The organism is Micromonospora sp. AKA38 (genome assembly GCF_027925725.1).
Lineage (GTDB): Bacteria > Actinomycetota > Actinomycetes > Mycobacteriales > Micromonosporaceae > Micromonospora.
The window spans coordinates 85,596-110,972 of the sequence record NZ_BNEI01000005.1; the positions used below are offsets into that span (position 1 = coordinate 85,596).

The window sequence follows — 25,377 nt, forward strand, 5'->3', positions numbered from 1 at the left end:
ACGCCGGCATGGGTAGGAGTGCTGCCCATGACGGCGTTCGGCTTCCACGCATCCCATGAGCAGATCCACCCGGCGAAGCTGCTGGAGGCGGTGATCCACGCCGAGCGGGCCGGCTTCGACGCGGCCATGTGCTCCGACCACTTCTCCCCGTGGAGCGAGCGGCAGGGCCAGTCCGGGTTCGCCTGGTCCTGGCTCGGCGCCGCGCTCCAGGCCACCAACCTCTCCTTCGGCGTGGTCAACGCGCCCGGCCAGCGCTACCACCCGGCGATCATCGCGCAGGCCATCGGCACGCTCGGCGCCATGTACCCCGGTCGCTTCTGGGCGGCGCTGGGCACCGGCGAGGCCAGCAACGAGCACATCACCGGCGACGTCTGGCCCCGCAAGGAGCTGCGCAACGCCCGGCTGCGCGAGTGCGTCGACGTGATCCGGGCGCTGCTGGCCGGCGAGGAGGTCAGCCACGACGGGCTGGTCACCGTGGACCGGGCCAAGCTGTGGACCCGCCCCGAGGAGCCACCCGCGCTGGTCGGCGCCGCGGTCAGCGTGGCCACCGCCCGCTGGTGCGCCGAGTGGGCGGACGGGCTGATCACGGTCAACGCGCCGGTCGACCACCTCCGGCAGATGATCGACGCCTACCGGGACGCCGGCGGGCGCGGGCCGCTGCACCTCCAGGTGCACGTGAGCTGGGCGCCCGAGCAGGCCGAGGCCGAGGCGATCGCGTACGAGCAGTGGCGCAGCAACGTGTTCGCGCCGCCGGTCTGCTGGGACCTGGAGACCGCCGAGCACTTCGACGTGGTCAGCGCCGACGTGCCGATGTCGAAGGTCACCGACACCGTCAACGTCTCCGCCGACCTGGGCCGGCACGTCGGCTGGCTCCAGGAGTACGTGGAGCTGGGCTTCGACCAGATCGCGCTGCACCACGTGGGGCAGGAACAGCGCGCGTTCCTCGACGCGTTCGGCGCCGAGGTGCTGCCGAAGGTACGCCCGACCGCGTGATCACGGGCCGGCCCGGGGCCGCCTAGGCTCGTACCCCATGGAAGCTCTGTTCGAGGTCGTGGTGTTCCTGGCGATCGCCACGTTCGGGGCGGCGCTGGCCCGCCGGCTCGGGTTGCTCGCGCCGATCCTGCTGGTGGTGCTCGGCCTCGCGCTGTCCTTCCTGCCGTTCTTCCCGCACGTGCGGCTGGAACCGGATCTGGTGCTCGTCGGCATCCTGCCGCCGCTGCTCTACGTGGCGGCGGTGAACACCTCGGTCCCGGCGTTCCGGCTCAACCTGCGGCCGATCCTGCTGCTCGCGGTCGGGCTGGTGATCTTCACCGCGTTCGTGGTGGGCACCGTGGTGCACCTGTTCCTGCCCGACCTGCCGTACGCGATCTGCGTGGCGCTCGGCGCGGTGGTGGCGCCGCCCGACGCGGTCGCCGCCACCGCGGTGGCCCGTCGGGTCGGCCTGCCCCGGCGGGTCGTCACCATCCTGGAGGGCGAGAGCCTGGTCAACGACGCCACCGCGCTGGTGCTGCTGCGGGTGGCGATCGTCGCGGCCACCGCCACCACCGGCGGCGTCGGCGTCGGTGACGTGGCCCGGGAGGTGCTGATCGCCGCCGGCGGCGGCATCGTGGTCGGGGTGCTGGGCGTGGTGGTCTTCGGCTATTTGCACAAGCGCATCACCGACCCGGTGCTGGACAACGCGCTGTCGCTGATCGTGCCGTTCGCGGTGGTGTACGCCGCCGAGGAGATCCACGCGTCCGGCGTGGTCGCGGTGGTGGTGACCGGGCTCGGCATCGGCCACAAGCTGCCGATGCTCATGTCGGCCGGCTCCCGCCTCCAGGTGACCGCGTTCTGGCGACTGATCCAGTTCCTGCTGGAGGGATTGGTGTTCCTCCTGGTCGGCCTGCAACTGCCCGAGGTGGTGCGCGACCTCGACGAACCGGTCGGCTCGCTGGTCGGGATCACCGCCGCGGTGCTCGCCGCCGTCTTCCTGTCCCGGTTCGTCTGGATGTTCCCGGCCACCTACCTGGCCCGGCTGGTGCCCCGGATCCGGCAGCGCGACCCCGCGCCGCCGGTGCAGTTCCCCATCGTCATCGGCTGGGCCGGCATGCGCGGCGTGGTGACGTTGGCCGCCGCGCTGGGTCTGCCGCTCACGCTCGCCGACGACCGGCCGTACCCGCGTGCGCTGCTGATCTGGCTGGCCTTCGCGGTGATCGTGGCCACCCTGGTCGGGCAGGGCGCCACCCTGCCCTGGCTGGCCCGGCGGCTGCGGCTGCCCCCGGACGACCCGGTGCAGGACGCGCTCTCCGCCGCCGGGGTGCAGCAGCGGGCCAGCCGCGCCGCCCGGGAACGGCTCGACGCGCTGGCCGGTGACGCGCCCGAGGCGGTGGTGGAACGGCTGCGCGGGCTGACCACGTCCCGCGCCAACCTGGCCTGGGAACGGCTCGGCGGCACCGACCGGGAGACCCCCTCCCAGGCGTACGCGCGGCTGCGGCAGGAGATGATCGACGCCGAGCGGGAGGTGTTCCGGGCCGCCCGCGACTCCGGCCAGATCCCGGAGGAGGTGCTCACCCGCGCCTACCGGGATCTGGACCTGGAGGAGTCGCTGCTACGACAGGAGGTTCTCGAATGAGCTGTCCGCACCTGACCGGGGCGGGCGACGCCGAGCCCGCCATCACCACCGAGTGCCCCGACTGCGTGGCGGTCGGCAACCGGGACTGGGTGCACCTGCGCGCCTGCCTGAGCTGCGGGCACGTGGGCTGCTGCGACTCGTCGCCGTACCAGCACGCCAGCCAGCACTTCCGGTCCACCGGGCACCCGGTGATGCGCTCGATCGAGCCGGGGGAGTCGTGGCGCTGGTGCTTCGAGGACGAGGAGATCGGCTGACGTCGGCGGCGCTCAGTCGAGCCGGCGGGCCAGCACCTGCCCCGGCCACGGCGGCCGACCCGGTCGGATCACCGTGAACGGCTCGGTGGCGGTGAACCCGCAGCCCTCGTAGAAGCGCACCAACGCCCGGTCGGCGCTCCGGAAGCAGTCCACCCGCAGCAGGCCGAGCCCGCGTTCGCGGGCCAGTTCCGCCGCGTGCGACAGCAGCCGCGCGCCGACCCCCCGGCCCGCGTACGCCCGGTCGGTGACCAGCAGGTTGACGTACAGCTCCGGCTCGGTGGCCGGCGGCACGTGCTCGGTCGCGTCGCCGACCACAAGCGCGCCGACGACCGTGCCGTCGGTCTCGGCGAGGTACAGGCCGCCGCCGCGAGCGTAGGCGTCGGCCCGGGCGATGTGGCGCGTGTCGGACGAGACCGGGTCGACGCCCCACTGCTCGGGCCGGCCGCGTTCGACCAGCCACGCGATGGCGCTGTCGAACAGCCGCAGCACGGTCGGTGCGTCCGCCGGGCCGCCGGGCCGGATGGTGATGCTTCCCCGTTCGGTCATCCCGTCATCCTGCTACCCGGGGGTGCCCGGTTGCCCGGTCGGTTCGCCGGTGGGCGCCGGCCGGCTCGCCACCGCGCGGCGGACCAGCGCCGGGGCGGCCAGCCCGACGACGGCGTACAGCCCGCCGAGCACCAGCCAGCCCACCCCGCCGCCGCCCAGCACCAGCAGCGTCAGCAGGCCACGACCGAGCGCCTGGGCCAGCCCGGCGAGCAGCCCGTCCGCCCCCTGGTAGGCGCCGATCGACCCGGGCGGGGCCAAGTCGTAGGCGAGGCCCGCGCCGGCCGCGCCGTGCCACAGGTCGCCCACCGTCCACACCGCGGTCGCCACCAGCAGCAGCACCACTGCCGGGAGCACCGGCAGCGCGGCGGTCACCGCGTACAGCGGGGTGGCGGCGGCCAGCACCAGCCCGGCCCGGCGCGGCTTGCGGGCCGCCGGGGCGGCGGTGTCCGCGCCCTGGCTCAGCCGCACCGCCAGCAGCACGGTGAGCACCGTGTTGGTGGTGGCGGAGAGGCCGACGTCCCGGGTCAGGTACAACGCGCCGCCGGCCAGCCAGAGCCCGGTGCCGACGGTGTTGGCCAGGGTGGCGAGCGCCAGGGTGCGCAGCGGGCCGGGCGGCGGGCCGCCCCTCATCCGCGCCCGACCGGCACGACGCCCTCGTCGACGGTCATCCCCGCGACGCCAGGCGCAGCCGTCCCCCGCCGAGACCCGGAACGGCGCGACGCGGCTCACACCACCCGGCCTCGGTGCCCCGCCCTGCCGTCCGTTCGTCGATCTTGGAATTGTGGCGGTTGACAAAGCTGACATTCATCGCTTCCCAGGCACCACAAGTCCAAGATCGGCAGGAGGCCGTGGTGCGGGGGCCGGTCGGTAGGGGGTTGTCAGGCCGGGCGGGTGGCGGCGCGCTCGCGGGGGTGGGGTACGCGGACCGACGCCATGCCGGCGGCTGTGGCGGCCTCGACGCCGAGGGTGGTGTCCTCGAAGACCAGGCAGTCGGCGGGGTCGACGCCGAGCCGTCGGGCGGCCAGCAGGTAACCCTCCGGGTCGGGCTTGGGCCGCGTGCAGTCCTCGGCGCAGACCAGCGTGTCGAACCGGTCGAGCAGGCCCAGCGTGGTCAACGACGCGGTCACCGACTCCCGGGTGCTGCCGGAGACGACCGCGAACGGCAGCCGCCCGTGCGCGTCCTCGATGTGCGCCAGCACCTCGGGCACGGCGCTCACCCCGGGCAGCAGTTCCTGGAACAGGTCCTCCCGGCGGCGGGCCACCACCTCGACCGGCATGGCCAGGCCGTGCCGCCGGTTGAGGTCGACGACGATGTCGGCGACCGGCCGGCCGCCCCAGGCGTAGAACAGGTCCTCCGGGAACTCGCAGCCCCACTCGGCCAGCGCCGCGCACCAGGCCCGGTGGTGCACCGGCATCGAGTCGACGATCGTGCCGTCGCAGTCGAACAGGTACGCGCGGAAGTCGCCGGCCGGCAGGGGGAGAGCCACCGGTGCAGCGTACGCCGAAAACCGTTCGCGTCCCCGCGTCCGCTCTGCCAGGGTCGGCGCCGTGCCGCACCGCAGCAGAAGCGCCCGCGCCGACGAACTGACCGGGATCCAGCGGATCGAGGTGGCCTCCGGCGCCCCGTTCCGGGAGATCGGCATGCACCTGGTGGCGGACATGCCACCGCTGCCCTTGGACGCGCTGGCCGCCGGGCAGCGCGCCGGCCGGCTGCGGGTGGCGGTCGACGCGGCCGACCGGCCGATCGCGTTCGCGCTCGTCGACCTCGTCGACGGGGCGGCCCACGTCCAGCAGCTCAGCGTCGACCCGGCGTACGCGCGGCGCGGCATCGGACGGGGCCTGCTCGACGAGGTGGCCGGGTGGGCGGCGGCCGAGGGGTGGCCGGCGTTGACGCTGACCACGTTCCGGTCGGTGCCGTGGAACGCGCCGTACTACGCGCGCTGCGGGTTCCGTGAGCTGGCCGAGGCGGAGCTGAGCCCGGGGCTGGCCGGGTTCCTGGCGGCCGAGGCGGCACTCGGCTTCGACGCGACCGACCGGGTCGCGATGCGCCGGCCGGTCGACTGAACCGACTCGGCGACGTGGGCAGGCGGGGCGCGGACCGGGCCGACGTCGGTCAGTGGGCGCCGCCGAGGTTGAGCACCACCACGCCGGCGATGACCAGCCCGGCCCCGACGACCTTGGTCACGCTCAGCGGCTCGCCCAGGAACGCCGCGCCGACCGCCATGATGGCGGCGGTGCCGAGCCCGGACCAGATCGCGTACGCCACGCCGACCGGGACGTCCCGCACCACGAGGGCGAGCAGCCCGAACGCGGCCAGGTAGCACGCCACCAGGCCGACCGTGGGCCAGAGCCGGGTGAAGCCGTCGCTCGCCTTGAGCAGGCTGGTGCCGATCACCTCGGCGGTGATCGCGAGGGCCAGGAGCAGGTACGCCATTTCGGGACCGTACCCGCCGACGTCGCGGACCGTGCGGTGACGACGCCGGACGGGCGCCGCCACCGCACGGTCGCGGGGACGGGAACGGGTCAGGAGAGGGTGCAGGCCTTCCCGTTCAGGGTGATCAGGGCGGGATCGGGGTTGGGGGCCCCGGAGCCGGTGCCGTTCAGGCCGAACGTGGTCGACGCGCCCGGTGCCAGCTTGGCGTTCCACGCCAGGTTCTTCGCGGTCACCGTGGCGCCGCTCTGGGCGACCTGCGCCGACCAGGCGTGGGTCACCTTCTGGTCGCCGGTGAAGGCCCAGCGCAGGCTCCACCCGTTCACCGCCGACGTGCCGGTGTTGCGCACCGTCACCTGGGTGGTGAAGCCGGACGGCCAGCTCCCGTGGGTGGTGTAGGTGACCGCGCAGGTGGGCGCCGGCACGGCCGCCGCGTCACCCTGGTCGGCCAGGAACGAGGCGAGCCAGGCCAGCGCCGAGTTCCAGTTGATCGCCACCTCGTTCGTCGCGTACGAGTTGATGTCGTCGACGTAGCAGAACATCGGCGCGCAGCCGGCGAGCAGGTTCGCCGCGTACGGGTCCTGGAGCGCGGCGTTCGGGCCGCCGGCGAGCGAGCCGGCCGGCGGGGTCGGCAGGTCCGGGTTGAGCTGGTGGCCGAAGATCCGGCTGTGCTGGTTGTGGGCGTTCTGCTCGCCCCAACCGGTCACGTAGGACATGTTCAGCGCGTTGCGGCCGAACAGGTAGTCGGCGGCCTGCACCGCGCCGTCCCGGTACTTCGCGTTCCGGCTCAGGTCGAACGCGGTGGCCAGCACGATCGTGTTGTTCACGATGTTGCTGTTGCTGCCCCAGACGTACGCGTCGGCGGTGCCGGGCATCGGCAGCCCGTACGCCTGGTCGGCGATCGTGGCCAGGTAGCGGTCCGCGGCGGCGGTGATCGACGCGCGGATCCGGGTCTTCTCCGCGGCGGGGAGCGTGTTCGGCACGGTGGCCAGGTCGAGCCGGCCCAGCGCGGCCACACTCTGCCAGCCGAACGCGCCGTTCGGGGTGAACACGTCGGCGGTGTGCAGCGGCGAGCCGGTGACGTCGGCCAGGTACGCCTTGTCGCCGGTGGTCAGCCACAGCTCGACCGCGGCCCAGTAGAACTCGTCGGTGACGTTGTTGTCCTCGTACGCGCCACCGCCGGTGCCGTCGCTGGCCGAGGCGTAGATCGCCGGGTGCGCCTTGGCCGCCGCGTACGCGGTCTTCGCGGCCGTGCCGCAGCGGGTCGCGAACGCGGCGTCGTACGGGGCGAACAGCCGCGCGCACTGGGCGGCGACGGCAGCCAGGTTGAGCGTGGCCGCGGTGGACGGCGGGTGCAGCTCACGCACCTGCGGGTCGTCCTGCGGCGCGAGCGGGAGGCCGGTCCAGTTCTGGTCGTGGATCTTGTGGTGGACCATTCCGGCCAGCGGCTTGCCGGCCGGCACCTGCATGCGCAGCAGGAAGTCCAGCTCCCAGCGGGCCTCGTCGAGCACGTCCGGCACGTCGTTGCCGCGCTCGGGCACCCGCAGCGTGGCGTCGCCGAGCGCCGCGCCGCCGTCGGCGGTCTCCGCGGTCTTGGTGCGCTCGAACGTGTTGAGCAGCTGGTAGGTGGCGATGCCGCCGTTGACCACGTACTTGCCGTGGTCGCCGGCGTCGTACCAGCCGCCGCGCACGTCCAGCTTGTAGTCGCAGACGCCGGGCTGGCACGGCACGTCGGTGTCGCCCTTGTTGGGGGCGACGTCGAGGTGGCCGGCGGGGCGGGCGTACTCGTCGCCGATCAGGTCGCCGTCGATCGCGATGCCGCTGCGCTGGGCGTAGAAGAACTGGAGCGAGTCGGCGCGCAGCCGGTCGTAGACCGTGCCGGAGATGTCGAACGGGTGGCTGGTCTCCCCGTCGACGGTCAGCGTGTAGCCGGTTCCGGGCGTGCGGTACGCGGAGAAGTCGACGGTCTGCACGTTCTGCGCCGACGCCTCGTCCACGCCGCGCGGGGTGGTCTCGCCGCTGGCCACCACGGCCCCGGCGGCGGACTTGAGCTGCCAGGGCAGCGCCCCGGTGGCCTCGGTGACCACGGTGGCGTGCTTCGGGCCGCCGGGCAGGTAGCCGACCTGGTTGACCCGGACCCGGGGACCGGTGTCCGGCTCGTACGGCGGGGCCGCCTCGCCGCCGCGCAGCGACACGTTGTCGAGGCAGAACGTCTGCGCCTGCGCGCTGCCGCCGACCTGGAAGATGAGCTGCGCGCCGGCGTTGTCGGCCGGCGCGGTGAACGTGGTGGTGACGTGCTTCGCGGTGCCGGTGGCGGTGGCGTCCACGCTGGCGTACGTGGTGTACGGGGCGCTGCCGAGCTGGAGCACCGCCTTGAGCGCCGCCCCGGGGGTGGCGGAGACGTCGAAGGAGAGTTCGTACTCGGCGCCGGAGATCAGCGGCACCGCGTCCTGGCCGATGCCGGCGTCCCAGGGGTTGGCCGTGCCGGCGGCGACCGTGGTGCAGAGCCGGCCGTCGGTGACCGCCAGCTCGCCGGTGCCGTAGGAGAACCAGGGGGAGACGCCGGCGCTGAAGTCGCCGTTGCGGAGCTGTTCGGGGGCGTCCGGCGGCACTTCGGCGAGGGCCGGGCCGGCGGTGGCGCCGGTGAGCGCCAGGGCGGCGGTCGCGGCGAGCGCGACCAGCCGACGACGGGAACGGGTCACGGAGGGTTCCTTCCGTGCTTCGGAGGTGACGGTGGGGGAGCGACGGGAGCTGGGAGCGCTCCCAATATCAGGCCGATGTTTCCATCGCGTTCCGTCGCTGTCAATCGATCCGGTCCGATGGCGGGCGCGCGCCCAGGCGCAGTGAGATTCACCGCGCCACGTACGATGGTGGTGATCTCCTAGAGACAACCGAGCCCTCGACCTGGCAGGCTGCGTCCCATGACCCTGAAGCTTCGTTCCGTCGGAGCGAGCGACCGTGGGCTGATCCGCAGCGGCAACCAGGACGCCCAGCACGCGGGCCCCTGGCTGGTCGCGGTCGCCGACGGCATGGGCGGCATGGCGGCCGGCGACCTGGCCAGCCGCATCGCGATCGACGCGATCGCCCCGCTGGACGTGGAGACCCCGGAGGACGCCCTGGTCGCCGCGCTCCAGGGCGCCATCGAGCAGGCCACCGCGGGCATCCGCCGGGCGGTCGAGGAGGACCCGGAACGCCAGGGCATGGGCACCACGCTGACCGCGCTGCTGTTCGCCCGCACCGGGAGCTGCCTGGCGCTGGCGCACGTCGGCGACTCCCGGGCCTACCTGTTCCGCGACGGCGTGCTCAAGCAGGTCACCCGCGACGACACGTTCGTGCAGATGCTCGTCGACCAGGGCCTGATCACCCCCGACCAGGCGAGCAGCCACCCACGGCGCGCCGTGGTGACCCAGGCGTTGCAGGGCGACCAGGTCTCCCCGGCGTACGCCACCATGGTGCCCCGGGCCGGTGACCGCTGGCTGCTGTGCAGCGACGGCCTCTCCAACGTGGTCCGCGCCGACACCCTCACCGAGGTGCTCGGCGAGGGCCTGGACCGGGACGCCTGCGCGGCCCGGCTCATCGACCTCGCGCTGCGCGCCGGCGGGCCGGACAACATCACCGTGGTGATCGCCGACGTCGTCGAGGAGTGAGCCCGGTCAGCGCCGGCGCGGGCTGGCCCGGCGGGTCGGCTCGGCCGTCGTCGGGTCCTCCGGCCACGGGTGCCGCGGGTAGCGCCCGCGCAGCTCCGCCCGCACCTGCGGATAGCCGGTCCGCCAGAACGAGGCCAGGTCCGCGGTGACCGCCACCGGCCGTCCGGCCGGCGAGAGCAGGTGCAGCAGCACCGGCACCCGCCCCTCGGCGATCCGGGGCACGTCCCGCCAACCGAACGTCTCCTGGAGCTTGACCGCGAGCACCGGCGCCGCCGCATCGGCGTAGTCCACCCGGATCCGCGAGCCGCTCGGCACCGGCAGCCGCTCCGGCGCCAGCTCGTCCAGCCGGGCCGCCTGCCGCCAGTCGAGCAGTCGGCGCAGCGCCGTGGCCACGTCGACGCGGGCCAGGTCGGCCCGGCGGCGTGCCCGGCCCAGCTCCGGCCCGAGCCAGCCGGGCGCGGCGGCGAGCAACGCGGCGTCCGACACGTCCGGCCAGTCGTCGCCGAGCGCCTGTCGGCAGAAGGCCAGCCGGTGGCGCAGCGCGGTCGCCTCCGGCGTCCAGCGCAGCAGCCCCGGACCCTCCTGCCGCAGCCCGTCCAGCACCGCCGCCGCGACCAGTTCCGGCTCGGGTGCGGCGAGCGGCCGGTCGACCAGCTCGATCGCGCCGAGACGGACCACCTCCCGGGCCACCACCTCGCCGCCGGACCAGGCCACCTCCCGACCGTCGCGCAGCAGCGCCGCGCCGGCCTCGCGCGCGGTCGCCTCGTCGACCGGCGCGGCCAGCCGGACCCGGGCGGCCGGCGCGCCGGGGGAACGGTCGGCGACCGCGACGGCCAGCCACGTCGACCCGGCCAGCCCCGACCCGGCCGCCAGCTCCGCGGCGGTGCCACCGGCCATCAGGTACGCGGACCCGCCGGGCCGCCGCACCCGGGCCAACCGTTCCGGGTACGCCAACCCGGCCAGCAGCCCCGCGGCCAGATCGTCCGGCAGGCGTTCCGGCCGGCCGCCGAGGTCTCCGGCGGGCCGGTGCGGTGGTTGGCCGGTCGTCGCTCCGGTCTCCGGCCGGCTGTCGGCGGTGCGGGCGGGCAGGGCGGCGCGCAGCCGGCGTACCTCGGCGCGCCACCGGGCGGTGGCGGCCGGGTCGGTGCCGGCGCGCAGCCGGCGCCACCGGGCCGGCAGGTCGTCCCCCATGCCGCCCGACGACTCGTCGGCGAGCACCGCCACCACCTCGGCCGCCCGGTCGGCGCCGACCCGTTGCACGCCGTCGAGCAACGCCCGGGCCAGCCGGGGATGGGCGCCGACCGACGCGATCGCCCGCCCCCGGGACGTGATCCGGCCGTCGGCGTCGACCGCGCCGAGCGTGGCCAGGGTCTCCCGGGCCACGGTCAGCGCGGCCGGCGGCGGCGGATCGGGCAGCGCCAGGCCACTGCCGTCCGGCGCGCCCCAGGCGGCCAGCTCCAGCGCGAACCCGGTCAGGTCGGCGGTGGCGATCTCCGGTTCGGGCTGCGGGGCGAGCCGGGCGTGCGTCGCCTCCGACCAGCAGCGGTAGACCGCACCCGGGGCCTCCCGCCCGGCCCGGCCGGCCCGCTGGGTGGCCGCCGCCCGGGACACCGGCACGGTGACCAGCGCGCCCAGCCCGCGGGCCAGGTCGGTGCGCGGCACCCGGCTCAGCCCGGCGTCCACCACCACCCGCACCCCCGGCACGGTCAGGCTGCTCTCCGCCACCGCGGTGGCCAGCACGACCCGCCGCCGGACGGTTCCCGGGTGGGCGGTTCCTCGGCCGGACGGTGGGGCCAGCGCGGCGTCCTGGGCGGCGCCGGAGAGCCGGCCGTGCAGCGGCAGCACGGCGACCGTGTCGCGCAGGTCGGCCAGCCGCCCGGCGACGGCCGCGATCTCGCCCGCCCCGGGCAGGAAGACCAGCACGTCGCCGGCCCGCTCGCGCAGCGCGCGGCGCACCGTGGCGGCCACGTGGTCCAGCAGCGCCGGGTCCACCCGGCCCGCGCCGGGTGGGGCGATCGGGCGCGGCGGTGGCGCCCACACCCGGTCCACCGGGTGCAACGCGGCCTCGGCACGGACGACCGGGGCGGGCCCGCCGCCGCCGAGCAGCGCGGCGAACCGGTCCGCCTGCGGGGTAGCCGACATCGCCAGCAGCCAGAGGTCCGGCCGCAGGGTGGCCCGGGCCTCCACGCTGAACGCCAACGCCAGGTCGGCGTCGAGTTGCCGCTCGTGGCACTCGTCCAGCAGGACCGCGTCCACCCCGGGCAGCTCCGGGTCGTGGTGCAGCCGGCGTACCAGCAGGCCGGTGGTGACCACCTCGACCCGGGTCCGGGGCCCGCTCCGGCGCTCACCCCGGACCGCGTACCCGATCCGGTCGCCGACCCGCTCGCCGAGCAGGGCGGCCATCCGGTGCGCGGCGGCGCGGGCCGCCACCCGCCGGGGCTGGGCGATCACCACCCGCCCGGTGACCGCGTCGGCGACCGCCAGCGGCGCGGTGGTGGTCTTGCCGGTGCCCGGCGGCGCCACCAGCACCCCGGCGCCCGTCGCGCGCAGCGCCTCGACGAGCGCCGGCAGCACCGGCCGGACCGGCAGGTCGAGAGCAACGTCGGCGAGCACGCTCCCACTCTCGCACCCACCCCCGGATGCAAGCACGGGCCCCCGTTAACGGGGGCCCGTGCTTGCATCCGGGCGCGGAACGGCCCGGTCGGCGCATCGCCGACCGGGCCGGTAGCCGCTAGTACGTGCCGTCGAGCTGGCCGCGCAGCTTGGTCAGCGCCCGCGCCAGCAGCCGGGACACGTGCATCTGCGAGACGCCGATCTGCTCGGCGATCTGCGACTGGGTCAGGTTGCCGTAGAAGCGCAGCGTGAGGATCCGCTGCTCGCGCTGGTCGAGCGTGGCCAGCGCCGGGCCGAGCGCGACCCGCATCTCGGCCAGCTCGAACTCGCCGTCCTCGCCGCCGAGCAGGTCGCCCAGCTCGGTGGCGCGCTCGCCGTCACCGGTGGGGGTGGACAGCGACACCGCGTTGTAGGCGCGGGCGCCTTCCAGGCCCTCCAGCACCTCTTCCTCGGTGACCTTGAGGTGGGCGGCGATGTCGGCGACCGTCGGCGACCGGCCGAGCGTCTGGAGCAGGGTGCTGTTGGCGTCGGAGATCGCCAGGCGCAGCTCCTGGAGCCGGCGCGGCACCCGGATGTCCCAGGTGCGGTCGCGGAAGTGGCGCTTGAGTTCACCGATGATGGTCGGGATGGCGTAACCGGCGAAGTCGACGCCGCGGGACGGGTCGAACTTGTCGATCGCCTTGATCAGCCCGATCGCGGCGGTCTGTGCCAGGTCGTCGCTGGGCTCGCCCCGGCCGCTGTAACGGTGGGCGAGGTGGTTGGCCAGCGGGAGCCAGGCCTCGATGGCGCGGTCGCGCAGGGCGGCCCGCGAGGGGTGGTTCGGGGGCAACGCGACCATCGCGTCGAGCAGACTGGCGGCGCTGTCGGTGAGTGAGCGCGGGTCGAGCTTCGCGGGTGCCTTGGTCGTCGGGGCGGTCATGGTGGTCCTCCCTGCACCTCGTCCGCGGAGAAAAAGAAGAGACGCTGTGGTTTAGGTTTAAGTAGTCCGTTCGGGAGCAAGACTAGCCTGATCAGCTAACGGAAATCTAGCCGAAAGTACGATGCACTTACGGTGCATCAGGGCAGGAAAGGTCCTTATCGGGCCACAGCCCGCCCGAATCGCCGGGACGGAGTGTCGACTTTCTGTCGTTGTTCCGCCAACGGGACCGCCCGTAGCGTCCGTGGGGACACGTCTACGGAGGCACCGTGCTCGATCCCGCCGCGCCGCAACTCGTCATCAACGCCCGGACGCTGCTGTTCAGCTGGCTCCCGGCGGACCCGGGCGCGGCCGAGGCGCTGGTGCCGACCGGGCTCCGCCCGCATCCGCAGCGGCAGGTCTTCCTCAACCAGTACGTGGTCGACGACGACACGCAGACCTCCGGCTTCGGGGCCTACTCGCTGACCTACCTGGGCGTCTCCCTGGCGGACATGGAGCCGCCGGACCGGGAGACCCCCGGTGGCTGGTGGACGCACTACCTGGCCTCCAGCGACCGCGTCCGGCAGTACGCCGCCGCGCGTGGCGCCCCGGCCGCCGACGGGACGACCCGGCTCGACCTGCGGCGCGGGTGGCTCACGGCCGAGACCTGGGTGGACGACCGCCCGCTGATCCGGGTCACCGCCCGCGTCGGGCACACCGGCACCGACGCGTACAGCGGCCACCACCGCTATCTCACCCGCCACCTCGGGGAGCTGATCGTCACCGACTACCCGTACGTGGCCGAGCCGGTGTCCCCGTTCGAGGTCGAGTCGGTGGAGTTCCTGGCGCCCGACCATCCGGTCCACGCGCTACGCCCGGCCAACCCGCTGGACGTCTGCTGGGGGTTCTACTCGCCCCGGGTGTCCTTCGCCTACCCGGCCCGGCCGGGTCCGCCGGGCGAGCCGGCGGCACGTCACCAGGTGCCGGCGCGTCGGGCCCGCAGCGGTCTGCCGTCCGGGTCGTAGACCAGCCGGTACGCGGGCAGCGCCCAGATCCGCGTACGCCAGGGCAGTCGCTCGGGACGGTGCGGCCGCAACCGGCCGGGCGGGCGGGGACCGACACGGCCGCCGTCGTGCCAGCGGTCCAGCGCGTCCGCCGCCGCGGTGATCGCCGCCACCGCGTCCGCCGGGTCCAGCAGGTCGTCGTCCTGCGTCCCGTCCGGGTCCCGGTCCAGGTGCTCACGCCACAGCCGCAGCCGCAGGTCCCGGGCGAAGGCGCGGGCGCCGTCGCCGAGGCCGGCCGGGTCGGCGGGCGCCCGCTCGTCGCGGGTGTCGTCGAGCACGGCGCAGGACAGCTCGCTGTCGTGGGTCCAGGAGCGGCGGTTGAAGTTGTCGCTGCCCACGCTGGCCCAGACGTCGTCCACCACGCACACCTTGGCGTGCACGTAGACCGGGGTGCCCTCGTGGTTCTCCACGTCGAAGATGTGCACCCGCTCCGGGGCGGCCCGGTGGCAGAGCGAGAGCGCCTGCTCCCGGCCCACCATGTTCGGCGGCAGCGCCAGCTTGCCGTCCACGTCCGGATGACGGGGCACCACCGCCACCAGGTGCAGCTCCGGGTGCTCGCGCAACGCCTGGGCGAACAGTTCGGCCACCTCGGTGGACCAGAGGTACTGGTCCTCCAGGTAGATCAGCCGGCGGGCCCGGCGGACCGCCTTGGTGTAGCCGCGGGCCACGGTGCGCTCGCCGTCCGGGGCGAAGGAGTAGCGGGGGCGGACCGCCGGGTAGGTGCGCAACACCTGGATGTGGTGCGGGCCGCAGGGTGGCGGGTCGGCGGGCTGCTCGGGCAGCGGGTCCGGGGTGAGGTCCGAGCCGCGCAGCCGGTCCCGCAGGTAGGCCAACGGGTTCTCCGAGTCCAACGGCATCGGGTCGGTCCACCGCTCGCGGAACGTGGTGTCCAACGCGCCGACCACCGGGCCGCGCACCGCGAGCTGCACGTCGTGCCAGGGCGGGGTGGGGCCGTACCGGGGGGACATGCCCACCGGTTGCGGGTCGCCGGCGTGCGCGGCGTCGTCGCGCCGGCTGTGGCACAGGTCGATGCCGCCGGCGAACGCGATGTCGCGTTCCGGCTCGTCGGGGTGGCGCAGCACGACCAGCTTCTGGTGGTGCGATCCGCCGCGGCGGACCCGCTGGTCGAGCAGCACCTCGCCGCCGGCGGCGCGGATCGTCTCGCTGAGGTCGCGGTTCTCCGCCTCGCTGTAGGAGAGCGTGTCGAGATGGGAGCGCCAGAGCAGCCCCTTGACGATCACCCCGCGCTGGGCGGCCCGCGCGAACAGTTGGGCCACGGTCGGCCCGTCGGGGCGCATCCGTTCGTCCGGGTCGCCCCGCCAGTCGGTGAAGAACAGGTGGTCGCCGTCGCCCAGCGCCTCCACCTCGCTGACCAGCCGGTCAAAGTACGCGGATCCGTGAATCAGCGGCTCGGCGAGGTTTCCATCCGTCCAGACGGGTAAATCAGAGCCTGGGTTGGCGCGTTCCTGTGCGGTGAGGAACCAGTCCCGCAGGGTCACGTTCCAACCTCCCGAGGTCGACGACAGTCCTCACACGGTAGGACCCCCGGCAGGGCCCCGCACCACGACGCAGCAGGTCGGCGGCGGTACGCGCCTGGGGTACCCCGGACCCCTGGATCGCGAAACCCAAGGAGGCACAGACATGCCCGCCGAGACGACGAACACCGTGACCGACGGCCGCGACCAGGCGGTGGAGGGGGAGCGGGGTGCGCTGGTGGCGGTCCTGTTGATGGTGATCCTCGGGGTGGCCGGGATCTTCGCCGTCTCCTGAGCCGCGCCGGGCGCCCCGGCGAACCGGAGCGCCCGAGCGGGGCCGTGCCCCTGACCGCCCGGTCAGGGGCGGTCGCCCTGACCGTCGCTGTGCGGCAACCGCCCGGTCGGGATCACCCCGAGCCGGCCGGCCTGGAAGTCCTCGACCGCCTGGATCAGCTCGGCCCGGGTGTTCATCACGAACGGGCCGTAGTGCGCCACCGGCTCGCGGATCGGCTGGCCGCCCATCAGGTAGAGCTCCAGCGCCGGGGTGTTGCCGTCCTGCGTCCGGTCGGCGGTGATCCGCAGCGCGTCGCCGGGCCCGTGCACGGCGAGCTGACCCAGGTGGATCGGCTGCCGGTCGGTGCCGACCGTGCCCCGGCCGGCCAGCACGTAGACGAGCGCGTTGAAGTCCGGCCGCCAGGGCAGGCTCAGCTCGGCCCCGGGCTGCAACGTCACGTGCGCGATGGTGATCGGCGTGTGGGTCGAGCCCGGCCCCCGGTGCCCGGCGATCTCGCCGGCGATCACCCGGATCAGGCCGCCGCCGTCGGGCGTGGTGAGCAGCGCCGACTCCCGGCCGCGGATGTCCTGGTAGCGCGGCGCGCTCATCTTGGCCACCCGGGGCAGGTTGACCCAGAGCTGGAGACCGTGGAACAGGCCGCCGCTCATCACCAGCTGCTCCGGCGGCGCCTCGATGTGGAGCAGGCCGCTGCCGGCCGTCATCCACTGGGTGTCGCCGTCGGTGATGGTGCCGCCGCCACCTGTCGAGTCCTGGTGGTCCATGATCCCGTCGATCATGTAGGTCACCGTCTCGAAGCCCCGGTGCGGATGCCACGAGGTGCCCTTCGGCTCACCCGGCGCGTAGTCCACCTCGCCCATCTGGTCGAGGTGGATGAACGGGTCGAGATCGGTCATGGAGACCCCGGCGAAGGCGCGGCGGACCGGGAAGCCCTCGCCCTCGTAGCCGCTGGGCGCGGTGGTGACCCGGCGGACCGGGCGGTAGCTGGTGGACTCGTCGAGCTTCGGCAGGCGGGGCAGGACGAGGACGTCGTCGACGGTGATCGCGGGCATCACGGGCTCCTTTACTTGTCGGCCGGGGTGGACGACGCGACGCGGTCGGCGCGCAGGCGCCGGCCGAGCCGCTCGAAGACCCGGGTGAGGCAGGCGACCTCGGCGTCGTCGAGGTCGTCGATCAGGTGGGTGCGCACGGAGCGCCTGTGGTGCGGCGCGGCCTCGCGCAGGGCCAGCAGGCCGGCCGCGGTGAGCACGGCCTCGCTGCCGCGCCGGTCGGCCGGACAGGACTCCTTGGCCACCAGGCCGCGCTTCTGCATCGAGGTGACCTGGTAGGTCAGCCGGCTCGGGGAGAACACCAGCCGGTCGGCCAGCTCACCCATGCGCAGCCGCTGCCCCGGCGCCTCGGAGAGCAGCACCAGCACGTGGTAGTCGGCGAAGCTCAGCTCGCTGGCCGCGCGCAGGTCGTCCTCCAGCTGGGTGAACAGCCGCTGGCTCGACTCGATGTAAGCCCGCCAGCAGGCCATCCGCTCCGCGTCCAGGCTCTCCGTCATGCCGCAAAGATAGCACTACTTAAAATTTAAACAAGTGCCTTCGGCGTGGCCGCCAGCACAGTCCCGTCCCCAGGAAGACGATCGCTCGAAATTTGAAGCGACCGCCCGGCTAGGGTCGGGGGATGGATGACCTCGACGTGCTCGACTGGCGGGAGCGGGTAACCGGGCTCTACCTGTCCGACCTCGACCTGAGCGGGTTCCGGGCCGCCCGGGACGAGCTGTTCCGCAGCCACCCGAGCAGCCCGGTGCCACCCGCCGACCGGGTCGGGTTCACCGGACTGCGGTGGTACCCGCCGGACCCGGCCGCCGTGGTGGAGGCGCCGCTGCGGCCCGCCACCGGCGCGCTGAGCATCGACACCGGCGGGCCCGACGGGGTGGTCGACTACCGCCGGGTGGCGGTCGCCGAGACACCCTGGGGGCCGCTCACCCTGTGGTGGATCGACGCGTACGGGGGCGGGCTGTTCGTGCCGCTGCGCGACGCGAGCTGCGGCGACGGGTCGTACGGCGGCGGGCGCTACCTGACCGACACGGTGAAGGGCACGTTCGGGCGGGGCCTGACCGTGCTGCCCGGCAACCGGGTCCGGCTCGACGCCAACTACCTCTACAACCCGAGTTGCGCCTACGACGACCGGTGGGCCTGCCCGCTCGCCCCGCCGGAGAACCGACTCGACGTGCCGCTGCGCGCCGGGGAGCGGGCGTACCACGAGTGACGCGGAACGGGAGGGCCCCGACCGGGACCCTCCCGCGGGTGGCCGCCGGCCGCCTCAGCGGGCGGTGGCCCCGGTGGGCGTCAGGTGCATCCGACCGAGCATCTGCCGGGCCTGCTCCGCCAGCTCCGCGTCCACGGTGACCGCGTACTGGCTGGCCCGCAGCGAGCTGGCCGAGGTGAAGTCGCGCTGTCCACCGCTCATGGCGTGCGCGACCGCGCCGAACACGGCGCCCCAGATCGCGCCGATGACCAGCCCGACCAGGATCACCGCCAACCAGTTGCCGGCCGTGAAGATGCCGAAGAGCAACCCGATGAACAGGCCGAACCAGGCTCCGGTGCCGGCGCCCAACAGCGCCGCCCGGCCCGTGGTGAGTCGCCCCATCACGGTCTCCACAAGCGTCAGGTTGGTGCCGACGATCGACGTCCGTTCCACCGGGAACCGGTTGTCGGCCAGATAGTCCACCACGCGTTGGGCGGACGGATAGTCCGGGTACGAGCCGATCGTGACGGTCGGCGGGCCGGCCTGCGGCCCGTGTCCGTCCCCGCTCGGCGGCGTCGGGCGACCGCCCGGGCCGGACGGGAGGTTGTCGCTGCCCGGCATTCCGGGTCGCCAGGCCGCGGTCGGAGTCGAGGGTCTGGTCATGAGCATCCTCCTTCGTCAACCCGCCGCGTTCCCGACACCGGCGAGCGGTAACGCGCCGGCCCGCGCCGATCCGGCGAGGCATGGTGACGGCGAGGCCGGGTAGCCCGTGACGTGCGGACCGGACGGATCAGTGAGCACGGCTTCCTCGCCGACGGGCGCAGCGCCGCCCTGGTGGACACCGCCGGCGCGGTCAACTGGTGGTGTCCGGCCCGGTTCGACGGGCCGTCGGTCTTCGGGCGGCTGCTGGACGACGACGCCGGACACTGGGCCATCCATCCGGAGGGCGAGTTCACCAGCACCCGGTCCTACCTGAACGACGCGCTGGTGCTGCGTACCGTCTTCACCACGCCGACCGGGACGGTGGCGGTCACCGACGCGTTGGCGCTGGAGCCCGGCGCGCGCGGGCACGACGTCGGGCTGCGGTCGCCGCGGGTGCTCGCGCGGCTGGTCGAGGGGATCGACGGCGAGGTGCCGATGTGGGTGGACTACGCGCCGCGGTTCGAGTACGGCCGGGTCGGCGCCTACCTCACCGAGCGCGACGGGGTGGTGGTGGCCACCGCCGGCGCGTGCCGGCTGGAGCTGCGCGCCGACGTGGACCTGACGTTCGCCGACGGGACCGCCGTCGGGCGGTTCACCGCCCGCGCCGGCAGCGCCCACCACTTCACCCTCGGGTACGCCCCGACGTACGCCGGTGGGACGCCGACGCTGCCCGACGCCGCCGAGATGGTGGCCGGGACGGTCGCCGGCTGGCGGTCCTGGGCCGAGCTGCACGACTACCGGGGGGAGTACCGCGACCTGGTCCGGCGCAGCGCGCTCGTGGTGCAGGGGATGACCTACGGGCCGAGCGGCGCGGTCGTCGCGGCGGCCACCACCGCGCTGCCGGAACAGCTCGGCGGGGACCGCAACTACGACTACCGTTTCGTCTGGCTCCGCGACTTCAGCCTGACGCTCCAGGCGCTCTGGCGGGCCGCCTGCCCGGACGAGGCGGACCGGCAGTTCACCTGGGTGGCCCGGGCGATGGGCCGGCTCGGCGACGCCCCCGCCCCGATCATGTACGGGGTCGAGGGGGAGCGGGACCTGACCGAGCACGACCTCGACCACCTCGCCGGGTACGCCGGCAGCCGGCCGGTGCTGGTCGGCAACGACGCCTGGCGGCAGCGGCAGAACGACGTGCTGGGCGAGGTGCTCGACGCGGCCTGGCTGATGCGGCACTACCTCGACCCGATGTCACCCGACGTGCGCCACCTGCTCCGCACGCTCGCCCACCAGGCGGTACGCGACTGGCACCGGCCGGACGCCGGGATGTGGGAGGCGCGCGACGCCGAGCGGCACTACGTCTCGTCCAAGGTGCAGTGCTGGACCGCGCTGGACCGGGCGGTCCGGTTCGGGTCGCGGCTCGGCGACCCGGCCGACGTGGCCCGCTGGGCGGCGGCCCGGGACGAGGTCCGGGCGGCGGTGCTCGCCCAGGGCTGGAACGAGCGGGTCGGCGCGTACACCGGCGCGTTCGACTCCGACGACCTGGACGCCTCGGTGCTGGTCATGCCGCTTGTCGGGTTCCTGCCGGCGGACGACCCGCGGATGCGCGCCACGATGGACGTGATCGAGCGGCGGCTGTCCCACAACGGCCTGCTGCGACGCTGGGACGGTGACCCGGCCGGCTTCGTGATCTGCTCGTTCTGGCTGGCCAGTTGCCTGGCCGAGGCGGGCGAGCTGGACCGGGCCCGGCGGTTGTTCGAGCAGCTCGCCGCGCGCACGAACGACCTCGGCCTGTACGCCGAGCAGATCGACCAGGTCACCGGCGAGCAGCTCGGGAACTTCCCGCAGGCGTTCTCGCACATCGGCCTGATCAACGCCGCCGGCCGGATCACCGAGGCCGCCGCGCGGTTCGCGCACGACCGACCGGCCGTGCCGACCGGCGCGGCCCGCACGGAGGGAGCACGCGGATGACCGGACGGCTGGCGGGCAAGACCGCCCTGATCACCGGCTCGGACTCGGGCATCGGCCAGGCCACCGCCATCGAGTTCGGCCGGGAGGGCGCCGACGTGGTGGTGCACTACCTGCACGACCACGCCGGGGCCAACCACACCCGGGCCGAGATCGAGTCGGCCGGCGGGCGGGCCGTGGTGGTGCAGGGCGACATCAGCGTCGAGCACCAGGTCGACGCGATGTTCGACGAGGCGCTGGCCGAGTTCGACCGGCTGGACGTGCTGATGAACGACGCCGGCGTGGACGCCTCCGGCATCCCGGTGGCCGACCTGGACACCGAGACCTGGGACCGGTGCATCCGCACCAACCTCTACGGCATGTTCTTCTGCTGCCGGCGGTTCGTCCGGCACCGCCGGGACGCCGGCGGCGGCGGAAAGATCATCAATATCACCTCGATCCACCAGGAGGTGGCCCGGGCCGGCGGCGCGGACTACGACGCCAGCAAGGGCGGCATGCTGGAGCTGGCCAAGAGCCTGGCGCTGGAGGTCGCCCCGATGCGCATGAACGTCAACAACATCGGGCCCGGGATGGTGCTCACCCCGTTCAACCAGGAGGCCATCGACGACCCGAAGTACCTGCACGAGCAGGTGCAGAGCATCCCGTGGAAGCGGGCCGCCGAGCCGGCCGAGATCGCGAAGCTGGCGGTGTTCCTGGCCAGCGCCGACGCCGACTACGTGACCGGGTCGACGTACTTCATGGACGGCGGCCTGATGCAGAACCAGGGCCAGGGCGCCTGAGCGGCGCCGCCGCGCCGGGTGCGGGAGGATGGCGCGGTGAAGCTGGTCGTCATGGCGGACACGCACGTGCCGAAGCGGGCGCGGGACCTGCCGGAACCGCTCTGGGCGGCGGTGGACGCCGCCGACGTGGTGGTGCACGCGGGGGACTGGGTGGACGAGGCGCTGCTGGACGCGCTCGAGGCACGGTCGCGCCGGCTGGTCGGCGTGTACGGCAACAACGACGGGCCGGCGTTGCGGGCCCGGCTGCCCGAGGTGGCCCGCGTCGAGCTGGCCGGGCTCAGGGTCGCGGTGGTGCACGAGACCGGGCCGAAGACCCGGCGGGAGGAGCGGTGCGCCGCCGCGTACCGCGACTGTGACCTGCTGGTCTTCGGCCACTCGCACATCCCGTGGGACACCGTCGCCCCGGGCGGGTTGCGGCTGCTCAACCCGGGCTCGCCCACCGACCGGCGGGCCCAGCCGTACGCGACCTACCTGACCGCCCGGGTGGCGGCGGGGCGGCTCGACCGCGTCGAGCTGCACCGCCTCCCCCCGCGCTGATCGCCCGGGCTCAGCGCCCCCGGCCGGTCTCCGCCTGGAGCTCGTCGATCCGTCGGGACGCCTCCGCCTTGGTCAGCCCCTCCGGCACCGTCTCGCCCGCCTCCTGGGCCAGGGTGTGCAGGTAGGACTCCTGGGCCGCGGTGGGCGGCTCGTCGCCGGTCACCCAGTCGTCCGGGTCCTTGACGGCGGCGTCCGGGTTCACGGTGGTGCGGTCGTTGGTGCGGTCGGCCATGATGATCACCCTTTCTCGAACGGATGTGCCATTACCCCCGTGCCGGCCGGTTCATGCCGGCCGGCACCTACGATCAACCGATGACAGCGGACCGGGCGGGTGTGGTGGTGGTCGGCGCGGGCATCGCCGGGGTGGCGTGCGCGACCGAGCTGGCTCGGGCCGGCATCCCGGTCGAGGTGCGCGAACGCGCCCGGGTGACCGGTGGGCGAATGGCCAGCAAGCGCTTCGACGGGCGTCCCGCCGACCTGGGCGCCGCCTACTTCACCGTCGACGACCCGGACTTCGCCGCCGTGGTCGCCGGCTGGCAGGCCGCCGGGCTGGTCCGGGAGTGGACCGACACGCTCGTCGCGTACGGGCCGCGCGGCCGGGAGCAGGTGACCGGCCCGATGCGCTGGGCCGCCCCGCGCGGGCTGCGCTCGCTCGTCGAACACCTGGCCGCCGACCTGCCGGTCACGCACGACCGGCTGATCATGGTGGTCGAGCCGGGACCCCGGGTGGACGGCCGGGCCGCCGAGGCGGTGGTGCTCGCCATGCCGGGCCCGCAGGCCGCCCTGCTGCTCGACCCGGCGCTGGAGACGGCCACCCGCGCGGTGGCGACCCAACGCTGGTCGTCCACGCTCGCCGCGGTGCTGCACTTCCCGTCCCGCCGCTGGTCCGACTTCCGGGGCGCGTTCGTCAACGACCACCCGGTGCTGAGCCTGGTCTGCGACGACGGCGACAGGCGTGGCGACGGCGCCCCGGTGCTGGTCGCGCACACCACGCCGGCGTTCGCCGCCGGGCACCTGCTCCAACCGACCGCCGCCCGGCCGGAGATCGAACAGGCCGTCCGGGACCTGCTCGGGCTGCCCGAGCCGGCCCTGTCGACCCACGTGCACCGATGGACGTACGCCCGGCCGGTGGCGACCGGCGCGGACGGCACGTTCCACCTGGACGACGACGGGATCGGCCTGGCCGGCGACGCGTTCGGCCGGCCCCGGGTGCAGAGCGCCTGGCGATCCGGCCACGATCTCGGTCGGGCGTTGGCCGCCCGGCTGCGCGGGGACTGAGCCGCCCCCGCCGGCCGTCGGGGATCGCTCAGCCGGCCGGCACCGGCTCCCTGCCCGCACCGGTCTCGGTGCTGTCCCGGGTGCGGTCGCCCGCCCGGTCCAGTAGCTGCATGACCGGCGTCGCGGCGACCCCGTGGGCCACCACCGAGACCACCACCACCAGGCCGACGGTGGCCCAGAGCAACTCCGCCTGCGGGAAGTCCGTCTTGCTGGTGGCGTACGCCAGGTAGTAGAACGAGCCGACGCCGCGGATGCCGAACGCCGAGATCACCCAGTGCTCGGCCGGCCGGCCCGGCGCGCCGCGCAGCGACAGCCAGCCGACCAGCGGCCGGATCACCAGCACCAGGCCCAGCCCGACCAGCGCCGCCGGCCAGGTGAGCGGCGTCAGCAGCCCACCGATCACCGCGCCCCCGAACAGCAGCAGCAACAGCACGGTGAGCAGCCGTTCCACCTGCTCCGCGAAGTCGTGCAGCACGGAGTGGAACTCGCTGGTGCGTTCGGCGGCCCGGATCGCCCGGGCGGCCACGAAGACCGCCAGGAAGCCGTACCCGCCGATCACCTCGACCAGCCCGTACGCGAGGAACGTGGCGGCCAGCGCGAGGAAGCCCTCGGAGTGCTTGGCCAGCCGCAGCGTGCTCGGGGCGCGGAAGAACAGCTTGCCGAGCAGCCAGCCGACCAGCAGGCCCCCGCCCACGCCGGCGGCGAGCTTGTAGACCACGTCCACGGCCACCCACTCGGCCAACCAGTCGGACGGGGCGAGGCTGGTGCTGGCGATCGCGATGGCGGCGTAGACGAACGGGAAGGCCAGACCGTCGTTCAGGCCGGCCTCCGAGGTGAGCGCGAAGCGCACCTCGTCCTCGGAGTCCTCCACGTCGGTCGGCTCACCCACCTGCACGTCCGAGGCGAGCACCGGGTCGGTCGGCGCGAGCGCCGCCCCGAGCAGCAGCGCCGCCGCCGGCACCAGGCCGGCCCACCACCAGCCGAGCAGCGCCACCGCGGCGATGCACAGCGGCATGGCGATGGCCAGCAGCCGCCAGGTCGACGACCAGCGGGCCCAGCTCAGCGGCCGGTCGATCTTCAGACCGGCGCCCATCAGGGCGACGATCACCCCCACCTCGGTGAGGTGGGTGGTCAGCTCCGGCGAGCGCAGCGGATCCGGTGTCGGCAACCCGGTCGGCAGCGCGAAGACCAGCATGCCGAGCCCGAGGAACGCGATCGGCATCGACAGTGGCCGCTTCTCCAGCACCCGGGGCAGGATGCCCGCCAGCAGCGCACCGACGCCCAGCAGAGCGAACGCGACATCGACCGGTTCCACGACCCCACCCTTCGGCCGCCCGGCGGCCGGGCGGAGGTGGTCAGCAGTGCCCCGAACCGCTGCCGGCTAAGCCTTTCGACGCAGCGGTGTTGACCGGCGGCTCAGCCGAGGGAACCGATCGCGCTGTCCGGCAGCCCGTCGAGCAGCTCGGCCGGGTCCTCGTACACCGCCACCGCGCCGGCGCCCGCCAGCTCGGCCCGGCCGGTGCCGCCGCAGGTCAGGCCGATGCAGGGGATGTCCAGCTTGCCGGCCGCGGCGACGTCCCAGACCGAGTCGCCGACGAACACCACCCGCTCGGCGGCCAACCCCGACTGTTCCAGCGCGGCGGCCAGGATGTCGGGGGCGGGCTTGCTCTCCTTCGCGTCGGCCGAGGAGGTGACCGTGTCGATCACGTCGTCGGCGTCCAGCGCGGCGCGTAGCACCGCCACCTCGTGCTCGGCCGCCGAGGTGGCGAGCACCACCCGCAGGCCCCGGTCCGCGCAGGCGTGCAACAGCTCCCGGGCCCGGGGCAGCGGCGCGAGCCGCTCCCAGTACTCCGCGTAGAGCGCGTCGTGCGCGTCGCGCAGGCGCCCGTCGGCGTCGGTGTCCCGTTCGGCGCCGAGCAGGTGGTCGAGGAGCTTGTCCGAGCCCATGCCGATGGACCGGTGGATCCGCGCCATCGGCACCCGGTGATCGGCCTGGCGCAGCGCCTCCCACCAGCTCACCGCGTGCAGGTAGGTGGAGTCGATCAGGGTCCCGTCGACGTCGAAGAGGACGCCGTGGCGCGTGTCGTCGGTCATGGCGTGCCTCCTACCCGGG

General features: G+C 74.3%; 26 protein-coding genes. 12 read left to right on the forward strand and 14 right to left on the reverse strand.

Annotated features, from left to right (window positions below; translation table 11 throughout):
- Window positions 1–27 precede the first annotated feature (27 nt).
- From TPA0908_RS18010 to TPA0908_RS18020, 3 genes are read left to right on the forward strand one after another with little or no spacing between them, the layout of a single operon-like run.
- Window positions 28–993: a TIGR03885 family FMN-dependent LLM class oxidoreductase gene (locus tag TPA0908_RS18010; RefSeq protein WP_107160756.1), complete on the forward strand. Its 966-nt coding sequence runs from the start codon at window positions 28–30 to the stop codon at window positions 991–993.
- Between the two features lie 37 nt (window positions 994–1,030).
- Window positions 1,031–2,611, forward strand: coding sequence for a Na+/H+ antiporter (locus TPA0908_RS18015; protein WP_281939462.1), 1,581 nt, complete (start codon window positions 1,031–1,033; stop codon window positions 2,609–2,611).
- Window positions 2,608–2,865, forward strand: a complete 258-nt coding sequence (locus tag TPA0908_RS18020; RefSeq protein WP_281939464.1) for a UBP-type zinc finger domain-containing protein — start codon at window positions 2,608–2,610, stop codon at window positions 2,863–2,865. The genes TPA0908_RS18015 and TPA0908_RS18020 overlap by 4 nt, the downstream gene beginning before the upstream one ends.
- 12 nt (window positions 2,866–2,877) lie before the next feature.
- Here the strand turns inward: TPA0908_RS18020 and TPA0908_RS18025 are convergent, their stop codons facing one another.
- From TPA0908_RS18025 to TPA0908_RS18035, 3 genes are all read right to left on the reverse strand, one after another.
- Window positions 2,878–3,411 (reverse strand): GNAT family N-acetyltransferase, encoded by a 534-nt coding sequence (locus TPA0908_RS18025; protein ID WP_281939466.1) that lies wholly within the window; start codon window positions 3,409–3,411, stop codon window positions 2,878–2,880.
- A gap of 12 nt (window positions 3,412–3,423) precedes the next feature.
- A complete protein-coding gene (locus tag TPA0908_RS18030) occupies window positions 3,424–4,041 on the reverse strand; it encodes a hypothetical protein (protein ID WP_281939468.1) in 618 nt (205 codons plus the stop codon).
- A gap of 248 nt (window positions 4,042–4,289) precedes the next feature.
- Window positions 4,290–4,898 carry an HAD family hydrolase gene (locus tag TPA0908_RS18035; RefSeq protein ID WP_281939470.1) on the reverse strand — a complete coding sequence of 203 codons (609 nt, stop codon included), beginning with the start codon at window positions 4,896–4,898 and terminating at the stop codon, window positions 4,290–4,292.
- A gap of 61 nt (window positions 4,899–4,959) precedes the next feature.
- On the opposite strand from TPA0908_RS18035, the gene TPA0908_RS18040 reads away from it, so the two are divergent.
- Window positions 4,960–5,475, forward strand: a complete 516-nt coding sequence (locus tag TPA0908_RS18040) for a GNAT family N-acetyltransferase (RefSeq protein WP_281939471.1) — start codon at window positions 4,960–4,962, stop codon at window positions 5,473–5,475.
- Between the two features lie 49 nt (window positions 5,476–5,524).
- Here TPA0908_RS18040 and TPA0908_RS18045 read toward each other — a convergent pair whose 3' ends face one another.
- A complete protein-coding gene (locus tag TPA0908_RS18045; RefSeq protein WP_091067592.1) occupies window positions 5,525–5,845 on the reverse strand; it encodes a DMT family transporter in 321 nt (106 codons plus the stop codon).
- Window positions 5,846–5,934: 89 nt separating this feature from the next.
- Window positions 5,935–8,544: a glycoside hydrolase family 9 protein gene (locus tag TPA0908_RS18050; protein ID WP_281939474.1), complete on the reverse strand. Its 2,610-nt coding sequence runs from the start codon at window positions 8,542–8,544 to the stop codon at window positions 5,935–5,937.
- A gap of 219 nt (window positions 8,545–8,763) precedes the next feature.
- On the opposite strand from TPA0908_RS18050, the gene TPA0908_RS18055 reads away from it, so the two are divergent.
- Complete coding sequence (locus TPA0908_RS18055; protein ID WP_281939475.1) at window positions 8,764–9,489, forward strand: PP2C family protein-serine/threonine phosphatase; 726 nt, start codon at window positions 8,764–8,766, stop codon at window positions 9,487–9,489.
- Between the two features lie 6 nt (window positions 9,490–9,495).
- On the opposite strand, the gene hrpB is transcribed toward TPA0908_RS18055, so the two are convergent.
- Together hrpB and TPA0908_RS18065 are read right to left on the reverse strand one after the other, a co-directional pair.
- Window positions 9,496–12,102 carry an ATP-dependent helicase HrpB gene (hrpB, locus tag TPA0908_RS18060; protein WP_281939476.1) on the reverse strand — a complete coding sequence of 869 codons (2,607 nt, stop codon included), beginning with the start codon at window positions 12,100–12,102 and terminating at the stop codon, window positions 9,496–9,498.
- Window positions 12,103–12,220: 118 nt separating this feature from the next.
- The gene (locus TPA0908_RS18065) at window positions 12,221–13,021 is read right to left on the reverse strand and encodes a SigB/SigF/SigG family RNA polymerase sigma factor (protein ID WP_281939478.1); all 801 of its coding nucleotides are present in this window, start codon (window positions 13,019–13,021) and stop codon (window positions 12,221–12,223) included.
- Between the two features lie 266 nt (window positions 13,022–13,287).
- On the opposite strand from TPA0908_RS18065, the gene TPA0908_RS18070 reads away from it, so the two are divergent.
- Entirely contained in the window at window positions 13,288–14,022 is a 735-nt protein-coding gene (locus TPA0908_RS18070) for a hypothetical protein (RefSeq protein WP_281939479.1), read from the forward strand.
- Here TPA0908_RS18070 and TPA0908_RS18075 read toward each other — a convergent pair.
- A complete protein-coding gene (locus TPA0908_RS18075) occupies window positions 13,971–15,560 on the reverse strand; it encodes a phospholipase D family protein (RefSeq protein ID WP_281939481.1) in 1,590 nt (529 codons plus the stop codon). The genes TPA0908_RS18070 and TPA0908_RS18075 overlap by 52 nt on opposite strands.
- A gap of 142 nt (window positions 15,561–15,702) precedes the next feature.
- On the opposite strand from TPA0908_RS18075, the gene TPA0908_RS18080 reads away from it, so the two are divergent.
- Window positions 15,703–15,831 (forward strand): hypothetical protein, encoded by a 129-nt coding sequence (locus TPA0908_RS18080; protein WP_255563042.1) that lies wholly within the window; start codon window positions 15,703–15,705, stop codon window positions 15,829–15,831.
- A 62-nt stretch (window positions 15,832–15,893) separates the two neighbouring features.
- Here TPA0908_RS18080 and TPA0908_RS18085 read toward each other — a convergent pair whose 3' ends face one another.
- Both TPA0908_RS18085 and TPA0908_RS18090 read right to left on the reverse strand, forming a co-directional pair.
- Complete coding sequence (locus TPA0908_RS18085) at window positions 15,894–16,880, reverse strand: pirin family protein (RefSeq protein WP_281939484.1); 987 nt, start codon at window positions 16,878–16,880, stop codon at window positions 15,894–15,896.
- An 11-nt stretch (window positions 16,881–16,891) separates the two neighbouring features.
- Window positions 16,892–17,374 carry a MarR family winged helix-turn-helix transcriptional regulator gene (locus TPA0908_RS18090; protein WP_281939486.1) on the reverse strand — a complete coding sequence of 161 codons (483 nt, stop codon included), beginning with the start codon at window positions 17,372–17,374 and terminating at the stop codon, window positions 16,892–16,894.
- Window positions 17,375–17,496: 122 nt separating this feature from the next.
- Here TPA0908_RS18090 and TPA0908_RS18095 point away from each other — a divergent pair, with 122 nt between their 5' ends.
- Window positions 17,497–18,084: a DUF1684 domain-containing protein gene (locus TPA0908_RS18095; RefSeq protein ID WP_281939488.1), complete on the forward strand. Its 588-nt coding sequence runs from the start codon at window positions 17,497–17,499 to the stop codon at window positions 18,082–18,084.
- Window positions 18,085–18,138: 54 nt separating this feature from the next.
- Here the strand turns inward: TPA0908_RS18095 and TPA0908_RS18100 are convergent, their stop codons facing one another.
- A complete protein-coding gene (locus TPA0908_RS18100; protein WP_281939490.1) occupies window positions 18,139–18,726 on the reverse strand; it encodes a general stress protein in 588 nt (195 codons plus the stop codon).
- Window positions 18,727–18,837: 111 nt separating this feature from the next.
- Here TPA0908_RS18100 and TPA0908_RS18105 point away from each other — a divergent pair, with 111 nt between their 5' ends.
- The 3 genes from TPA0908_RS18105 to TPA0908_RS18115 are packed head-to-tail and all read left to right on the forward strand — an operon-like array spanning window position 18,838 to window position 21,986.
- Entirely contained in the window at window positions 18,838–20,673 is a 1,836-nt protein-coding gene (locus TPA0908_RS18105) for a glycoside hydrolase family 15 protein (RefSeq protein ID WP_281939492.1), read from the forward strand.
- Window positions 20,670–21,449, forward strand: coding sequence for an SDR family oxidoreductase (locus TPA0908_RS18110; RefSeq protein ID WP_281939494.1), 780 nt, complete (start codon window positions 20,670–20,672; stop codon window positions 21,447–21,449). The genes TPA0908_RS18105 and TPA0908_RS18110 overlap by 4 nt, the downstream gene beginning before the upstream one ends.
- 36 nt (window positions 21,450–21,485) lie before the next feature.
- Window positions 21,486–21,986 carry a metallophosphoesterase family protein gene (locus tag TPA0908_RS18115; protein WP_281939496.1) on the forward strand — a complete coding sequence of 167 codons (501 nt, stop codon included), beginning with the start codon at window positions 21,486–21,488 and terminating at the stop codon, window positions 21,984–21,986.
- A 10-nt stretch (window positions 21,987–21,996) separates the two neighbouring features.
- Here TPA0908_RS18115 and TPA0908_RS18120 read toward each other — a convergent pair whose 3' ends face one another.
- Window positions 21,997–22,218: a DUF3072 domain-containing protein gene (locus TPA0908_RS18120; RefSeq protein ID WP_281939498.1), complete on the reverse strand. Its 222-nt coding sequence runs from the start codon at window positions 22,216–22,218 to the stop codon at window positions 21,997–21,999.
- 80 nt (window positions 22,219–22,298) lie between these two features.
- Between TPA0908_RS18120 and TPA0908_RS18125 the strand changes: the two genes are divergently transcribed.
- Window positions 22,299–23,264, forward strand: a complete 966-nt coding sequence (locus tag TPA0908_RS18125; RefSeq protein ID WP_281939500.1) for an NAD(P)/FAD-dependent oxidoreductase — start codon at window positions 22,299–22,301, stop codon at window positions 23,262–23,264.
- A gap of 28 nt (window positions 23,265–23,292) precedes the next feature.
- On the opposite strand, the gene TPA0908_RS18130 is transcribed toward TPA0908_RS18125, so the two are convergent.
- Both TPA0908_RS18130 and TPA0908_RS18135 read right to left on the reverse strand, forming a co-directional pair.
- Window positions 23,293–24,579 (reverse strand): cation:proton antiporter, encoded by a 1,287-nt coding sequence (locus TPA0908_RS18130; RefSeq protein WP_281939502.1) that lies wholly within the window; start codon window positions 24,577–24,579, stop codon window positions 23,293–23,295.
- A gap of 101 nt (window positions 24,580–24,680) precedes the next feature.
- The gene (locus TPA0908_RS18135; protein WP_281939503.1) at window positions 24,681–25,358 is read right to left on the reverse strand and encodes an HAD family hydrolase; all 678 of its coding nucleotides are present in this window, start codon (window positions 25,356–25,358) and stop codon (window positions 24,681–24,683) included.
- Between the last annotated feature and the right edge of the window lie 19 nt (window positions 25,359–25,377).